The 15479-nt window shown below is 56.8% G+C and carries 14 protein-coding genes; 9 read left to right on the top strand and 5 right to left on the bottom strand.

Annotated elements, in window-relative coordinates:
- Nucleotides 1-18 precede the first annotated feature (18 nt).
- On the bottom strand, nucleotides 19-723 hold the full coding sequence (locus EBB79_RS18900; protein WP_127750372.1) for a response regulator transcription factor: 705 nt from the start codon (nucleotides 721-723) through the stop codon (nucleotides 19-21).
- Nucleotides 720-2621 carry a hybrid sensor histidine kinase/response regulator gene (locus EBB79_RS18895; protein WP_127750371.1) on the bottom strand — a complete coding sequence of 634 codons (1902 nt, stop codon included), beginning with the start codon at nucleotides 2619-2621 and terminating at the stop codon, nucleotides 720-722. Before EBB79_RS18895 ends, EBB79_RS18900 begins: the two co-directional genes overlap by 4 nt.
- A gap of 235 nt (nucleotides 2622-2856) precedes the next feature.
- On the opposite strand from EBB79_RS18895, the gene EBB79_RS18890 reads away from it, so the two are divergent.
- From EBB79_RS18890 to EBB79_RS18855, 8 genes are all read left to right on the top strand, one after another.
- On the top strand, nucleotides 2857-4821 hold the full coding sequence (locus EBB79_RS18890) for an AMP-binding protein (RefSeq protein ID WP_127751062.1): 1965 nt from the start codon (nucleotides 2857-2859) through the stop codon (nucleotides 4819-4821).
- A 91-nt stretch (nucleotides 4822-4912) separates the two neighbouring features.
- Complete coding sequence (locus tag EBB79_RS18885; protein WP_127751061.1) at nucleotides 4913-5722, top strand: ABC transporter ATP-binding protein; 810 nt, start codon at nucleotides 4913-4915, stop codon at nucleotides 5720-5722.
- A 29-nt stretch (nucleotides 5723-5751) separates the two neighbouring features.
- Nucleotides 5752-6747, top strand: coding sequence for a branched-chain amino acid ABC transporter permease (locus EBB79_RS18880; RefSeq protein ID WP_127750370.1), 996 nt, complete (start codon nucleotides 5752-5754; stop codon nucleotides 6745-6747).
- 115 nt (nucleotides 6748-6862) lie between these two features.
- On the top strand, nucleotides 6863-7939 hold the full coding sequence (locus EBB79_RS18875) for a branched-chain amino acid ABC transporter permease (RefSeq protein ID WP_127750369.1): 1077 nt from the start codon (nucleotides 6863-6865) through the stop codon (nucleotides 7937-7939).
- 90 nt (nucleotides 7940-8029) lie between these two features.
- Entirely contained in the window at nucleotides 8030-9313 is a 1284-nt protein-coding gene (locus tag EBB79_RS18870; protein ID WP_127750368.1) for an ABC transporter substrate-binding protein, read from the top strand.
- Nucleotides 9314-9431: 118 nt separating this feature from the next.
- Nucleotides 9432-10268 (top strand): ABC transporter ATP-binding protein, encoded by an 837-nt coding sequence (locus EBB79_RS18865; RefSeq protein WP_127750367.1) that lies wholly within the window; start codon nucleotides 9432-9434, stop codon nucleotides 10266-10268.
- A 17-nt stretch (nucleotides 10269-10285) separates the two neighbouring features.
- Entirely contained in the window at nucleotides 10286-11482 is a 1197-nt protein-coding gene (locus EBB79_RS18860; protein WP_127750366.1) for a phenylacetate--CoA ligase family protein, read from the top strand.
- A 135-nt stretch (nucleotides 11483-11617) separates the two neighbouring features.
- Nucleotides 11618-13297 carry an ABC transporter permease gene (locus EBB79_RS18855; RefSeq protein WP_127750365.1) on the top strand — a complete coding sequence of 560 codons (1680 nt, stop codon included), beginning with the start codon at nucleotides 11618-11620 and terminating at the stop codon, nucleotides 13295-13297.
- A 6-nt stretch (nucleotides 13298-13303) separates the two neighbouring features.
- On the opposite strand, the gene EBB79_RS25275 is transcribed toward EBB79_RS18855, so the two are convergent.
- Together EBB79_RS25275 and EBB79_RS18845 are read right to left on the bottom strand one after the other, a co-directional pair.
- Nucleotides 13304-13450: a GDCCVxC domain-containing (seleno)protein gene (locus tag EBB79_RS25275; protein WP_274594844.1), complete on the bottom strand. Its 147-nt coding sequence runs from the start codon at nucleotides 13448-13450 to the stop codon at nucleotides 13304-13306.
- A gap of 72 nt (nucleotides 13451-13522) precedes the next feature.
- Nucleotides 13523-13837, bottom strand: coding sequence for a hypothetical protein (locus EBB79_RS18845; RefSeq protein WP_238704949.1), 315 nt, complete (start codon nucleotides 13835-13837; stop codon nucleotides 13523-13525).
- A gap of 78 nt (nucleotides 13838-13915) precedes the next feature.
- Between EBB79_RS18845 and EBB79_RS18840 the strand changes: the two genes are divergently transcribed.
- Nucleotides 13916-14335 carry a MerR family DNA-binding protein gene (locus EBB79_RS18840; RefSeq protein WP_127750363.1) on the top strand — a complete coding sequence of 140 codons (420 nt, stop codon included), beginning with the start codon at nucleotides 13916-13918 and terminating at the stop codon, nucleotides 14333-14335.
- A gap of 126 nt (nucleotides 14336-14461) precedes the next feature.
- On the opposite strand, the gene EBB79_RS18835 is transcribed toward EBB79_RS18840, so the two are convergent.
- The gene (locus EBB79_RS18835; protein ID WP_127750362.1) at nucleotides 14462-15478 is read right to left on the bottom strand and encodes a Fe(3+) ABC transporter substrate-binding protein; all 1017 of its coding nucleotides are present in this window, start codon (nucleotides 15476-15478) and stop codon (nucleotides 14462-14464) included.
- Between the last annotated feature and the right edge of the window lies 1 nt (nucleotide 15479).

Genomic DNA, 15479 nt, shown 5'->3' with positions numbered 1-15479 from the left:
TCGATGCAACTTAATGACTCAGTCCCAGCTGACATCACCCAAAAAGATATATCCGGCCCCATAGATGGTCTTGATCAAGCGGGGATTCTTGGGATCTTCGCGCAGTTTGGTGCGCAGGCGTGAAATGCGCACATCCATCGCCCGGTCAAAGCTGTCACCGGCCGCGCCGCCCAGCATTTCCTGCATCTGGCTGCGTGAGATCAGGCGCTTGGGGCTGTCCAGAAACAGCCTCAGCACCTCACCCTCAGCATGGGAAAACGGCGTCTCGGTGCCGCTGTCATCCTCCAGCATGTAACGGTCGAAATGTGCGGTCCAACCCGAGAAATGGGCAATGTCACTGGTTTGGGCCGCGGGACGCGGACCACTGCGCAGCCGGGCCCGGACACGGGCCACGACCTCAACCGGATCAAAGGGTTTGGTGATATAGTCATCCGCCCCCAGCTCCAGACCGGTCACCCGATCCTGCACCTGGGCCCGGCCCGAGATGATGATGACTGCGGCCCCCTGTTCTAATGCCAGCCTGTGCACCAGCGACAATCCATCGGTATCCGGCAGCGACAGATCGACCAAACAAACATCCGGGGTTACCCGTTTCAGCGAGGCCTCGAATTCGCGGGCGCGGGCAAAGCTTTGGGTGCGGAACCCGGCCTCGTCCAGCGCCTCGGTCAAAATACGGCGGATTTCGGGTTCATCGTCCAGAATGGTAATCAGGGGCGTCGTCATGCCACGGTCTCCGCGTTTAGCAGCGCCGAGAGCTGCGCAGTGGTAAAGGGTTTTTGCAGCACAGGACCAGATTTCAACGCTGAATAGTGCAGGGGGTCTTGAGGTGGCAGCGAGGTCATCAATATGATCGGACGTCCCGATCCTTGTAACCGGTCCAGCAGATCCAGTCCGGTGGCCTCGCCGTGCAGCCGGATGTCGGACAGAACCAGTGATATATCCTTGAGATCCGCCATCAGCGCGCAGGCTTCGTCAACCGAGGTGGCCTCGATGACCGAATGACCCAAATCAACCAACATGTCGCGGAACGTCGCGCGCAGCTCCTCGCTGTCCTCGACCAGCAAGACCAGACCGCCTTGGGCATCTGGGGCTTTGCGATACGGCAGACGCAGGGTGACCCGTGCCCCTGAAATGGTGTTGCCGATGCTGACGTCGCCGCCGGCCAGTTTCACCGTGTCATAGACCATCGGCAGACCCAGGCCTGACCCTTCGCTGCCTTTGGTGGTGAAAAATGGGTTGAGCGCCTTGTTCAGGGCCTCGGCCGAGAATCCGGGGCCAGTGTCACTGACGCTGAGCTCAAGCCAGGTTTGACCAACGATATGGGCGCTGACGGTGATTTGTCCGGTCGCGCTGCAGGCATCGCGGGCATTTAGGATCAGGTTCAGCAAGGCGTCCTGCAGCAAACCGGGATCAAGTAAAAGCGCTCCGTCGGGGGTATTGTCCAGCACGCTCAAGCCCATTGCCTGCGGCAGTGATGGCGAGGCTAGGATTTTCAGCTCGTGAAGAAGGGTGTGTATGTCGGTGGCCTGAGGCCGCAGAGTCCGGTGACCCGTCATATCGGCAATCCGGTTCAGCAACCGGCCTCCGCGCCGGGCGGCTGACAGGGTGCCCTGCACCAGATCATTAGCGTCCGGAGTTAGCGACATCTTTTCCAACCGCCCCTGCATGCCTAAAATGATGGTCAGAAGATTGGAAAAATCATGGGCCAATCCGCTGGTCATTTGCGCTGCCAATTCGCGGCGGCGGGCCTGTTGCAGGGCCACACGGGTCTGGGTTTCTTCGGTGACGTCCATCGACAGAACATAAATGCCGCCAGCAGGATCGGGGGTCAGGGCCACGCGGATGCGGCGGCTGCTGTGGTCTTCGGTGAATTCAAAGACTGGGCTACTGCCGGTGTAGGCGGCTTGCAGGTGTGGCTCGATCCGCGCATGGCTGGTGTCTCCCAAAGCCTCTGCGATATGCATCCCCAGAATTTTGGATGGGCGGCCTGGAAACACAGCACTTAGGCGACGGTTGGTATAGGTGTAATACCCGTCCTGATCGACATGGGCGATATGGGCCGGCATCATTTCAGTGGTCAGCCGGGTGTGGCGCTCGATGTCGGTCAATTGCCGTTTGGTCTCTATCAGCGAGGTATTCGACGCGGCCAGTTTCCGGTTTGCCGCCGATAGGGCCTCGGTATGAGCCAGAACTTGTTCGGATAGTTCCTCTGAGCGGGCGCGCAGTAAATTTTCAACCTGCTTGGTGGGGGTGATGTCCGTGTAGACGGTGACCCAGCCACCATTGGGCAAAGGTGCACCCTCGACCGAGATGAACTGGCCGTTGCCACGTTCACGCTCCATATAGTGCGGTGCAAAATCCATTGCCTGATCGACCCGCGCCTGAACCAGTTCATCGATATTCTCCACCGGCCCGTATTCACCGCTGGCGGCAATAAAGCGGATGGTATCGTCAAACCGGGCCCCTGGGGTGGTCAGGTGATCGGGCAGGCCGAACATTTCCTGGAACCGGTGATTGCAGACCGCCAGTTTAAGATCATCGTCGTAAATCGACAGGGCCTGAGCGATCAGGTTCAGCCCGGCCATGGTCATTGCAGTGGTTTGCTTGCTTGTTTTGTTCATCAGTCCCTCGGCGATATGGCTATCATCCTGCGCGGGCCTGTCAAAGGGGCGTTACAGCAAAATAGCACCGCATCAGGCATTGATTTAAGGCTGTTACAATTCGTAACAATTGGGAAACCTTCAGGAAAAAGTTGACGGTCAATCATTGCAGCGTCCCTAATCGGGATCAGAATCGCCAAAAGCGATCAATCCGGCCGAGGGGGGTCGGAGAGGGAGGAGAATAAAATTGGCTCAGATGCAGTCAGGCGCCGAGGGAAAGCTATCCCTGCCGGCGCTGCTTCAACGCAACGCAACGCAGTTCGCGAATTCGCCCGCTTACCGGGAGAAGGAATTTGGCATTTGGCAATGCTGGAGCTGGGCTGAGGCAGAAAAAGAGATCGAGGCGCTGGCGCTTGGTTTCATCAATCTTGGTGTCAACAAGGGCGATTTCATCGCCGTGATTGGCCGCAACCGCCCCTATTTGTACTGGGCGATGGTTGCTGCTCAATCCGTGGGCGCGATCCCGGTTCCGTTGTATCAGGACGCCAATGCCGAAGAGATGGCCTATGTGTTGAGCCATTGTGGCGCCCGCTTTGTGATCGTTACCGATCAGGAACAGGTCGACAAGGTAATCGAGGTGCAGGACCAGTTGCACCAGTTTGAACACCTGATCTATCTGGATCCACGGGGCCTGCGTAAATATGACCACTCGCAGCTGCACCAATACAGCCATGTGCAGGATCAGGGCCGCGCGGCCTATGACGAGTATATTCCCGAACTCAAATCACGTCGCAGCGAGCTGAATTACGACAGCACCTGCGTGATGCTCTATACCTCGGGCACCACGGGCAAACCCAAGGGCGTGGTGTTATCCAACCGCAATGTGATTGAAAGCGCCAAGAACGCCTCGGAATTTGATAAGCTGGGTCTGGATGACGAAGTTCTGGCCTATCTGCCGATGGCCTGGGTTGGCGATTTCATCTTTTCCATCGGTCAGGCCTACTGGACCGGGTTCTGTGTGAACTGTCCCGAAAGCGCCGAGACCATGATGACCGATCTGCGTGAGATTGGTCCCAGCTACTATTTCGCGCCGCCACGGGTGTTTGAAACGCAGCTGACCAATGTGATGATCCGCATGGAAGACGCCGGCAAGTTGAAGCAGCGTATGTTCCATCACTTTATGGCGCATGCCAAGAAAGTGGGACCGGCCATTCTGGACGGCAAACCGGTCGGGTTCATGGATCGGTTGAAATACGCGCTGGGTGATGTGCTGGTCTTTGGTCCGCTGAAGGATACCCTGGGCTTTGGCAATGTGCGTGTCGGCTACACAGCCGGCGAGGCAATCGGGCCTGAAATTTTTGAATTCTATCGCTCACTGGGTATCAATCTGAAACAATTGTACGGTCAGACTGAAGCTACAGTGTTCATCACCGTGCAGCCCGATGGAGAAGTGCGTGCAGATACTGTGGGTGTTCCGGCCCCAGATGTGGAAATCAAAATCGCCGACAATGGCGAGATTTTCTACCGTTCGCCGGGCACCTTTGTGGAATATTACAAGAACCCCGAAAGCACTGCGGATACCAAAGATGCCGAAGGATGGGTGGCAACTGGCGATGCGGGCTTCTTTGAGGAAAACTCAGGCCATTTGCGGATCATCGATCGCGCCAAAGACGTTGGCAAAATGGCCGATGGCAGCATGTTTGCGCCCAAGTTTGTCGAGAACAAGCTGAAGTTCTACCCTGATATTCTGGAAGCAGTGTTGTTCGGCAATGGGCAGGATCGTTGTGTTGCCTTTATCAACATTGACCTGACCGCGGTGGGCAACTGGGCGGAACGCAACAACATCGCCTATGCCTCGTATCAGGAATTGGCTGGCCATCCCAAGGTGCTGCAAAGCATCAGTGAACATGTGTCGGCGGTCAATAAATCCGTGGCTGAAGATCCGATGTTGTCGGGCTGCCAGGTGCATCGCTTTGTGGTGCTGCACAAGGAGCTGGACGCTGACGATGGTGAGATGACTCGCACCCGCAAAGTGCGCCGCCGGATCGTCGAAGAGAAGTTTGCCGACATCATTGGGGCACTTTATGATGGTTCACCGCAAATTTCGACCACGACCGAGGTCACTTATGAAGATGGCCGCAAGGGCGCGATCAGTGCGACGCTGGACATTGGTGACGCCGAGGTGACGCCGGTGACGGCGCAGAAAGTGGCCGCAGAATGAACATCGCGAGGACGGGAGCCGCTTTGCGGCACAGTGAAGCCTCCGGCGGGAGTATTTCTGAAAAGATGAAGGGCGCGGTGTCGTGAAAGATATGCAAGACGGATATATCACAGCAGACGGCCGTAAAATCGGCGGCGTGGTGATGGAGATGAAGAACATCACTCTGCGGTTTGGCGGCGTGGTGGCGATCAAGGACATCAGTTTCGACATCCGTGAGGGCGAGATCCGCGCGATTATCGGCCCCAATGGTGCCGGTAAATCATCGATGCTGAACGTGATCTCCGGGTTCTATGTCCCGCAAGAAGGTGAAGTTTGGTTCCACGGCGAGCCGCGGCCCCAGATGCGCCCTTATGAGGTTGCACAGCAAGGTATCGCGCGGACATTCCAGAACATCGCGCTGTTTGAAGGTATGAGCGTCCTGGACAACGTGATGACTGGACGGTTGGGCCATATGAAAGCAGGCCTGTTTTCACAGGCTCTGTGGAAAGGCAAAGCTGAGGCGGAAGAGGTCGCCAATCGCGAAGTGGCCGAGAAGATCATTGATTTTCTGGAAATCCAGCACATTCGTAAAACTCCGGTGGCACGACTGCCCTACGGGTTGAAAAAGCGGGTGGAACTGGCGCGGGCGCTGGCAGCTGAGCCCAAATTGCTGCTGCTGGACGAACCGATGGCAGGCATGAACGTCGAGGAAAAAGAGGACATGAGCCGCTTTATTCTGGATGTGAATGACGAATTTGGCACCACGATTGCGTTGATCGAACACGATATGGGCGTGGTGATGGATCTGTCCGACCGGGTGGTGGTGATGGATTATGGTAAGAAAATCGGCGACGGCACACCGGATGAGGTGCGTAATAATCAGCAGGTGATTGACGCCTATCTGGGGGTGTCCAATGACTGACTTTCTGACAGACTTTATAGGGGGCTATGATGCCTGATCAGTTTCTTTTTGCCACCGAGGTGTTCATCAACGGGCTGATGGCCGGAGTGCTCTATGCTTTGGTGGCGCTGGGCTTTGTGTTGATCTACAAGGCGTCCGGAATTTTCAACTATGCCCAAGGGGTTATGGCGCTGTTTGCGGCTATGACGCTGGTGGGGATCATGAATGGCCAGGTGCCGTTCAGCCATATTATCAATGCGGTGTTTGGCACTGATATTCACCACTTTGGCTGGCATGTGCCGGCCTTCCTGGCGATCTTGCTGACCGTTGGCGTGATGGTGCTGTTTGCCTGGCTGGTGCAACGCCTGGTGATGCGCCATTTGGTGGGTCAAGAGCCGATCATTCTGTTCATGGCAACCATTGGCTTGGCCTATTTCCTTGAGGGTGTCTCGGACCTGATGTGGGGGTCGGAGATCAAGAAGCTGGACATTGGCCTGCCGCAGGGGGGATCGTTCTGGATCGAGGATATGACCGCCGGTCTGGGCAGTGACAATTTCTACGGCTTCTTTATCGACAATCTGGACATGGTGGCGACGGTTGTGGCGGCGCTGCTGGTGATCGGGCTGGTGCTGTTTTCGCAATACACCAAACAGGGCCGTGCCATGCGGGCGGTGGCCGATGACCACCAGGCGGCGCTGTCGGTTGGGATTTCGCTGAATTTCATCTGGGTGCTAGTCTGGTCGGTAGCCGGGTTTGTGGCGCTGGTTGCTGGCATCATGTGGGGCACAAAATCAGGTGTACAGTTCTCGCTGTCGCTGATCGCGCTAAAGGCGCTGCCGGTGCTGATGCTGGGCGGGTTTACTTCGATCCCCGGGGCCATCGTCGGTGGCTTGATCATCGGAGTGGGCGAGAAGCTGTTTGAATTCTCTGTTGGGCCGCTGGTCGGTGGCGCCACCGAGAACTGGTTCGCCTATGTGCTGGCGCTGCTGTTCCTGGTGTTCCGCCCGCAAGGATTGTTTGGGGAGAAGATCATTGAAAGGGTTTAGCACCAAACTGATCTTCGCTGCGCAGTTTTCTGATAACCGCGAATACTCCGAACGGACGAAACAACTGACGCCAGCGGCTCTTAATCGCGCTCAGAAACAAGGGAGCATCTAAGATATGTTCTATCGTGAATCCGGAGATTTCAAATCCTCCTACGAGCAGGACAGCCAGACGTTCCCGATCAAATTTGATCGGTTCCGGTATTATGCTGTTCTTGCGATTGCCTTTTTGGTGGTGCCCTTTGTCATCAATGATTACTGGGCCAACGCGATTCTGCTGCCGTTTCTGATCTATGCGATTGCAGCGATCGGGCTGAACATTCTGGTGGGTTATGCCGGTCAGGTCAGTCTGGGCACTGGTGGTTTCATGGCGGTGGGGGCCTATGCCTGCTATAAGTTCATGACCATGATGCCCGAGGTGTCGATGTTCGTGCACGTGCTGCTGGCCGGTGGCATGACGGCCATTGTCTGTGTGGTGTTTGGCCTGCCAAGCCTGCGGATCAAAGGCTTCTATCTGGCGGTGGCAACATTGGCGGCGCAGTTCTTTCTGGTCTGGTTGTTCAACCGGGTGCCGTGGTTCTACAACTACTCGGCCTCAGGCCAGATCAGTGCTCCGGAACGTGACGTGTTTGGCATTCTGATCACTGGCCCCAATGCGCCGGCCTGGGCGACCTATATGTTCAGCCTGATTTTCCTGACCCTCTGCGCTGTGATCGCCCGCAACCTGACACGCGGCACCATTGGCCGCAGCTGGATGGCGATCCGGGATATGGATATTGCCGCTGAGATCATTGGGGTGAACCCGCTGAAGGCCAAACTGACCGCCTTTGCGGTGTCGGGCTTCTTTATCGGCATCTCGGGGGCGCTGTTCTTCTCGGTCTATCTGGGCGCGGTCGAAGTGGGCGAGGCCTTTGGCATCTCCAAATCGTTCCTGGTGCTGTTCATGGTGATCATCGGCGGGCTGGGATCCATCTTTGGCTCATTCGCCGGGGCCGCCTTTCTGGTGCTGCTGCCGGTGGTACTAAAGGTTGTCGGCGTTGATGTACTGGGCTGGCCCACGGATATCGTGGCGCATTTTCAGCTGGTTATCGTCGGTGCACTGATTATCGTGTTCCTGATCGCCGAGCCACACGGAATGGCACAGTTATGGCGTGTCGCTAAGGAAAAACTACGACTTTGGCCTTTCCCGCACTAGCGGGGCAGGCACCTGAGTTGCGAGGGAATAATAAGATCAAACCCTCGTTCTTTATCCACATCGGATAACACCATGGGAGGATGAATACCGATGAAAATGAAACTGACTACTCTGGCGCTAAGCGCCTTGATGGCCGCTGGCCCCGCGATGGCGGATCTGGTGTTTCCATCGCTGAGCTATCGCACCGGCCCTTATGCGGCTGGCGGCATTCCCTTTGCGGATGGCTATGCAGATTATTTCACCCTGCTGAACGAGCGTGACGGTGGTATCGGCGGCGTGATGACCAAGCTGATCGAATGTGAGACCGGCTATAACACCGAAAAAGGTGTGGAATGCTACGAGTCGACCAAGGGCGAAGGCGCGCTGGTTTATCAACCTCTGTCGACAGGTATCACCTATCAGCTGATCCCAAAAGTGACGGCAGATAATATTCCAATGCACACCATGGGTTACGGCCGGACTTCGGCTGCGAATGGCGAAGTGTTCTCGAACGTCTTCAACTACCCTGCCAACTACTGGAACGGTGCGTCGGGCGTGGTCAACTACTTGCTAGAGCTGAATGATGGCGACATCAAAGGCAAGAAACTGGCGCTGGTCTACCACAACTCTGCCTATGGCAAAGAGCCGATCCGCACCCTGGAAGAGCTGGCTGAAAAGCATGGCTTTGAACTCAGCCTTTTGCCAGTTGATCACCCAGGCCAAGAGCAGAAAAGCCAATGGCTGCAGATCCGCCGCGAGCGTCCGGATTATGTGACCATGTGGGGCTGGGGCGTGATGAACCAGGTGGCCATTCAAGAAGCCGCCAACATCCGCTTCCCGATGGAAAACTTCATTGGTGTCTGGTGGTCCGGTGCCGAGCATGACGTGATGTCAGCTGGCGATGCAGCCAATGGCTATAAGGCGGTGACCTTCCATAACGTTGGTCGTGACTTCCCTGTGTTCAACCATATCCAGAAGTATGTTGTTGATACGGGTAAGGCCGCCGGCGCAGGTGATCAGATCGGTACCGTTCTGTATAACCGTGGCATGTACGCAGCGATGTTGGCCGCTGAAGCTGTGAAAACAGCCCAAGGCATTCACGGCACCGCAGATATCGACGCAGCTATGATGCGCGATGGTATGCAAGCCCTGGAAATGAACGAGGCCAAGATGGTTGACCTGGGCATGCCCAACTTTGGTCCAACCTTCAACGTGTCTTGTGAAAACCACGGTGGCCCCGGTCTGGTTGGTGTAACCCAGTGGGACGCAAGCAGCCAAACCTGGTCGCTGATCTCTGACTTCAAAGCAACCGACGGCGATGTGATCGGTGCATTGGTTGCGGAAGACTCCAGCGCCTATGCAGCGGAAAACAATATCACGTCCGGCTGTAACTAAAACCGGCGGGCTCCAGGGCCTGGCCCGGAGCCAATCGAACCCGGTGCGGCGGCACGCTGCCGCACCACACTCTGCAAAAGATTCGGGATTTAACCCGGGACGGATGAGGACAAGCCTGATGCTGGATGCAGCCAAAACGACTGATGTGCAAGCCGAGACCCTGCTCGAAGTCAACAACATCGAAGTGATCTACAATCACGTGATCCTTGTACTAAAGGGCGTTAGCCTGACAGTCCCCAAGGGCGGTATCATCGCATTGCTAGGCGGTAATGGCGCTGGCAAGACAACAACGCTGAAAGCGATCTCCAACTTGCTGCGTTCGGAACGCGGCGAAGTGACGAAGGGATCCGTAAAATACCGCGGCCAGAACGTGCATGAATCGGACCCGGCTGAACTGGTGCGCCAGGGGGTGATCCAGGTGATGGAGGGCCGCCATTGTTTTGAGCACCTGACCGTCGAGGAAAACCTGCTGACTGGCGCCTATACTCGCAGCGATGGCAAGGCCAATGTCGCCGCTGATCTTGAGATGGTGTATAGTTATTTCCCACGCCTGAAGGAACGCCGCAAAAGTCAGGCGGGCTATACCTCGGGTGGCGAGCAGCAGATGGTTGCGATGGGGCGCGCCCTGATGAGCCGCCCCGAGACTGTGCTGCTGGACGAGCCTTCGATGGGCCTGGCACCACAGCTTGTGGAACAGATTTTTGAGATCGTGAAATCGATCAATGAAAAGGAAGGTGTGACCTTCCTGCTGGCCGAACAGAATACCAACATGGCGCTGAAATATGCCCATTACGGTTATATTCTGGAATCCGGCCGTATCGTGATGGATGGCCCTGCGGCCGAACTTCGCGAAAACCCCGACGTAAAAGAATTCTACCTGGGCATGTCCGAGGAGGGCCGCAAGTCCTTCCGCGATGTGCGCTCATATCGCCGCCGCAAACGGTGGCTCAGTTAATGGATACCAGTGCTGAAATGACTTATTTTGACGCGCTTGAAACCCGGTCAGCCGACGAACGGGCCAAGGCTCAGCTTGACGGCCTGCGCAGCCAGATTGACCGCGCACGCGCCGCCAAGAATGCCTGCAATCTGGATGGACCCGAGGTGCAGGACTTCTCGGATCTGGCACAATATCCGGTTCTGCGCAAAGCAGAGCTAAGCGCATGGCAAAAGGAAAACCCACCCTTTGGTGGTATTGCGGTGTCGAACGTCGCGCATGTCTTTCAGTCGCCCGGCCCGATTTATGAACCCGGTGGCATCACCCATGACTGGTGGCGCATGGGGCGGTTCCTGCATGCCTGTGGCATTGGCGCGGGTGACGTGGTGCAGAACTGCTTTGGCTATCACCTGACACCTGCGGGCATGATCTTTGAAAGCGGAGCGCGTGCTGTTGGTGCCACGGTTCTGCCTGCGGGCACTGGCCAGACCGAGCTGCAGGTGACTGCGGCCCGGGATGTTGGCGCGACCGCCTATGCCGGGACACCGGATTACCTGAAAGTGATCCTGGACAAAGCGGATGCCATGGGGGTCAAACTGAACTTCTCTAAGGCGGCTGTGGGCGGCGGGGCCTTGTTCCCAAGTCTGCGTCAGGAATATGCGGATCGCGGCATCGCCTGCCTGCAAAGCTATGCCACTGCGGATCTGGGCAATATCGCCTATGAAAGCGCCGCAATGGAGGGGATGATCGTTGATGAAATGGTCATCGTTGAAATCGTTACGCCCGGCACTGGGACTCCGGTTGCCCCGGGTGAGGTCGGCGAGGTCGTGGTCACCACACTGAACCCTGACTATCCGTTGATCCGGTTTGCCACTGGCGATCTCAGCGCGGTACTGCCGGGCGTCAGCCCCTGTGGTCGCACCAATATGCGGATCAAAGGCTGGATGGGTCGCGCCGATCAAACCACCAAGATCAAGGGTATGTTCGTGCGCCCTGAACAGGTGGCATCCCTGGTGGCCAAGCATGACGAGGTCACCAAGGCGCGTGTCATCGTGCGCCGCGATGGCGAAATGGACGCTATGACGGTGCAGATCGAAACGCCGGGTGGTGACGAAATTGCTTATGCCCGGTCGGTGATCGAGGTGCTGAAGCTGAAGGCCAAGGTCGAAATGATAACACCCGGAGCCCTCCCCAAGGATGGTTTGGTCATCGAGGATCAGCGTAAATACGATTGATCTTCCTGAATTTTGCAAAAATGGCCCCGAATGCTCCAACAGCATTTGGGGCTTTTTGTCTTTGATGAGCTTTCGATCTGGAGTTTCCGAGCAATTTGGTCGCATAAGAGGTTAGCCCTGTAACAAAGGCGGACTATCAAAGCCGTGAGTGATACCCCAGTATATGCCCCCAAGGGCAATCGCCGCCGCACTAAGGGCGGTAGCCGCCTGTTGTCGGTCCTGGCCTGGACCGTGGCGCTGGCCTGTCTTTTACCGATGGTGGCGGTGTTTTTGGCCGCAGTGACTGGCGGCACCGACACAGTCTCTCATCTGATGGAGACCGTTCTGCTGCGCTATACAGGCACCACCATTGTGTTGGTGCTTTTGGTGGCCCTGGGGACGTTTTCAATTGGGGTGGGCGCGGCCTGGCTGGTGACAATGACCCGGTTCCACGGTGTGCGTTTCTTTGAAATGGCGCTGATTCTTCCCTTGGCCTTCCCCGCCTATGTGCTGGCCTATGCCTATACATTTGTTCTGGATCATCCCGGTATCGTGCAGACCACTCTGCGGCAGGTCACAGGGTGGGGGCCGCGCGACTATTGGTTCCCCGAGATCCGCTCGACCGCTGGCGCTGCGCTGATGTTAGTGCTGGTGCTGTACCCCTATGTCTATCTGCTGGCCCGCGCGGCCTTCCTTCAGCAAAGCTCGGGCGCCTTTCTGGCGGCACGGGCCCTGGGTAATACATCGTGGCAGGCGTTCTGGCGGGTCAGCCTGCCGATGGCACGACCTGCCATCGCCTCGGGTGTGCTGCTGGCGATCATGGAGACCATCGCTGATTTTGGCACCGTCTCGTATTTCGGCGTGCAGACTTTTGCCACCGGCATCTACACCAGCTGGTTTTCCATGGGCGACCGGGCTGGTGCTGCGCAGCTTGCGCTCGTGCTGTTGGGGTTCGCGCTGACACTGGCGGTGGTCGAACGCGCGACCCGTGGCAAGGCCCGCTATCATCAGGCCGGTAAGCAGCATACCAAAATGCCACCCGCCGATCTGACGGGTAGTAAAGTGGTGATCGCCTGGGGACTGTGCGCAATTCCGGTTCTGTTGGGGTTTCTGCTGCCTTTGGTGATCCTGATCAATATGGGGCTCGAGTCCGAGCAGAATTTGTTTAGTCGCCGTTATATCGGCTTTATCCAGAATTCACTGACACTGGCCAGCGTCGCCGCCCTGCTCACGGTCTGCGCAGCGGTCTGCATTGGTTTTTACCTACGTTTGCAACCCGGACGAACAGCGACGGCTGCAGCCTATTCAGCGCGGCTGGGATATGCCGTGCCGGGTGGTGTGATTGCCGTTGGGCTGATGGTGCCCTTTGCTGCATTCGACAACACGCTGGACGCCTGGATGCGCAGCACCTTTGACATCCGGACCGGGTTATTGATCACCGGGTCGATCTGGTTGCTGGTTGCGGCCTATGTGGTGCGGTTTCTGGCGGCTGCACTGGGGGCCTATGAGGGCGGCCAAAGCACGGTTCATGTCAATATGGACGCCGCTGCCAGATCACTGGGGCAGGGCCCCTTTGGCATGTTGCGCCGGGTGCACCTGCCGATCCTGTCACCCAGTCTGCTGACCGCGCTGCTGATTGTCTTTGTCGATGTGATGAAGGAACTGCCGGCCACCATGATCATGCGGCCGTTTAATTTTGATACGCTGGCGATACAGGCCTACCGGCTGGCCTCGGACGAGCGGCTAGAAGGTGCTGCGGTGCCGTCACTGGTGATTGTGGCTGTTGGCTTGCTGCCGGTGGTTCTGATCTGCAGGCAGGTCCGACGGCGCAGCTAAGAAGCATCACCCGCAGCAGCTGTCGCCTTGCTGGATTGGCGGACAGGGCACCGTTCCATAAGAACAAAAGACGCAGCAATCACCGGGCAGAGGTTTCAGGACCGCACCACATTTGGTGCAGTCATAGAACCATTGGCAGGAATCCGTGGGCATCGTCTCAACCTGAGCATGGGCGCAGTGTGGGCAGGTCAGTGTAGAGTTCAATTCTATTTGCATTCGTCGTCCTTACATCCAGCTGATCAGCAGGTCATTGATAGCCATTTCATTGGCCCAGATCCCCCAGGCCAGCAGTGTCATAGCGGTTAGTATTGCCAGCGTCGGTATCAGCCGCCGCACTTGATGGCGTCGCCAGGCGATACCCCAAGCCAGGGCGGTCATAGAGGCTGCAACTGCTATAAAGAGGGGAGCCCAAGCCGCGGTGCGGGCAAAGACCGCCATCCAGCTGCCACCTACCCCGAATATCATCAGGGTCATCGGCAGGATGCAGCAACTGGCCACACCAAGTGCAGCAAAAGTAGACATCAATGCGGGCTTGATCACGGTATCTTGTCCCAGCCTGTTAAAAGGTTGGGCTATTTTGCAAGCTGTAGGCGCTACAGGAGCAAGAGGAGATTTGCCGTGGTCACAATTGGTGAAGCCGCCCGTCGCAGTGGCGTGGGCATTGAATTGATACGCTATTATGAACGAACAGGCGTGGTAGCAGGCCCTGACCGCAGCCCGGCTGGGCGCCGAGAGTACCAGGTTGGCGAAATTCATGTCTTGCGCTTCATTCGCCGGTGCCGGGATCTAGGGTTTTCACTGGCAGAGGCAAAATCGCTGCTTGGTATTGCATCCTCAGATCATCTGGCCTGTGAGGATGCGCAAACGCTGGGGCAACGTCACCTGAAAAGCATCCGGCAAAAAATCTCTGACTTGGAACAGATGGAGACCGCCTTGGAGCAACTGATGCTCCCCTGTCAGGCGGGGCAGCAAGACTGCTCAATGCTGGACACCTTGCTTGAAGGATCGGAAAACGACTGGCCACTTTACGACAGGTAATCGCAAACACTGGTCGCGGGCATACAGATCTCTTCTTTCTGACTGACGTCTGCTCAAACGCAAACAAGGCGCGGAAATCTCCGCGCCTTGTCCGATTGCCTCTCTCTCAAATGGAGGAAGAGAGGGTTATTTCCAATTCACTTCGTTGAAGATCTTCTGCGCAACAGGGATGTTCTTGGCGACGTCAGCCAGCACGATATCGTCCGCCTTGAAGTCACCCAGGGCAGCAACGCTTGGGGCCAGCTCCACACCGGCGACTACGGGGTATTCATCGTTGCCGTTCGAGAAATATTCCTGCGCTTGAGGTGACGCCAGATACTCCAAGAACTTGATGGCGTTGTCTTTGTTTGGTGCATGGGCTGCAACGCCGGCACCAGACAAGTTCATATGCGCACCCTCAGCATCCTGCGACGGGAAGTTCAAGCCAATCATGTCGCGGCTGTCAGACAGTCCTTTGACGTTTTTGCGGATTGAACGGGCAAAGTAGTATGAGTTGGCAACTGAGATTTCGCACTCGCCAGAGATGATGCCGCGCAACTGGTCAGTGTCGCCACCCTGGGGGTCCCGTGCCATGTTGGCGACCACGCCTGTTGCCCACTCTTTGGCAACGTCTTCACCATGATGGGTCACAATCGACGCCAACAGGGTCTGGTTGTAGGTGTTGGTCGACGACCGGATACAAACCAGGCCTTTGTACTCTGGTTTGGCCAGGTCAAGGTAGGTTGCAGGTGGGTTTGCCACGTCTGCCTTGTCGAAAAAGATGATACGGGCGCGCTGCGAAAATCCAAACCACTGATTGTCGGTGTCTTGCAGGTTGGCGGGTACTTTATCTTCCAGAACCGCGCTGTCGATGGACTGCAGAATGCCAGAGTTTTTGGCACGCGCCAAACGGGATGTGTCTACTGTCAGCAGGATATCAGCAGGAGAATTTGCCCCTTCAGCTTCCATACGTGCAATCAGCTCGTCACCCTTGCCTTCGATGCGATTGATGGTGATTCCGGTGGCCTCTTCGAAATCAGAGTACAGACGCTCGTCAGTGTCATAATGGCGCGACGAATACAGGTTCAGCTCGCCGCTTGCAGCAGCCGACGTGGCGACCACTGCAATAAGGGCAGAGGCGATAAAAGTAGATGATTTCAACATA

The organism is Parasedimentitalea marina, from assembly GCF_004006175.1.
Lineage (GTDB): Bacteria > Pseudomonadota > Alphaproteobacteria > Rhodobacterales > Rhodobacteraceae > Parasedimentitalea > Parasedimentitalea marina.
Note: the sequence above shows the minus strand (reverse complement) of the source record. Positions and strands in the feature narration are given on the sequence as shown.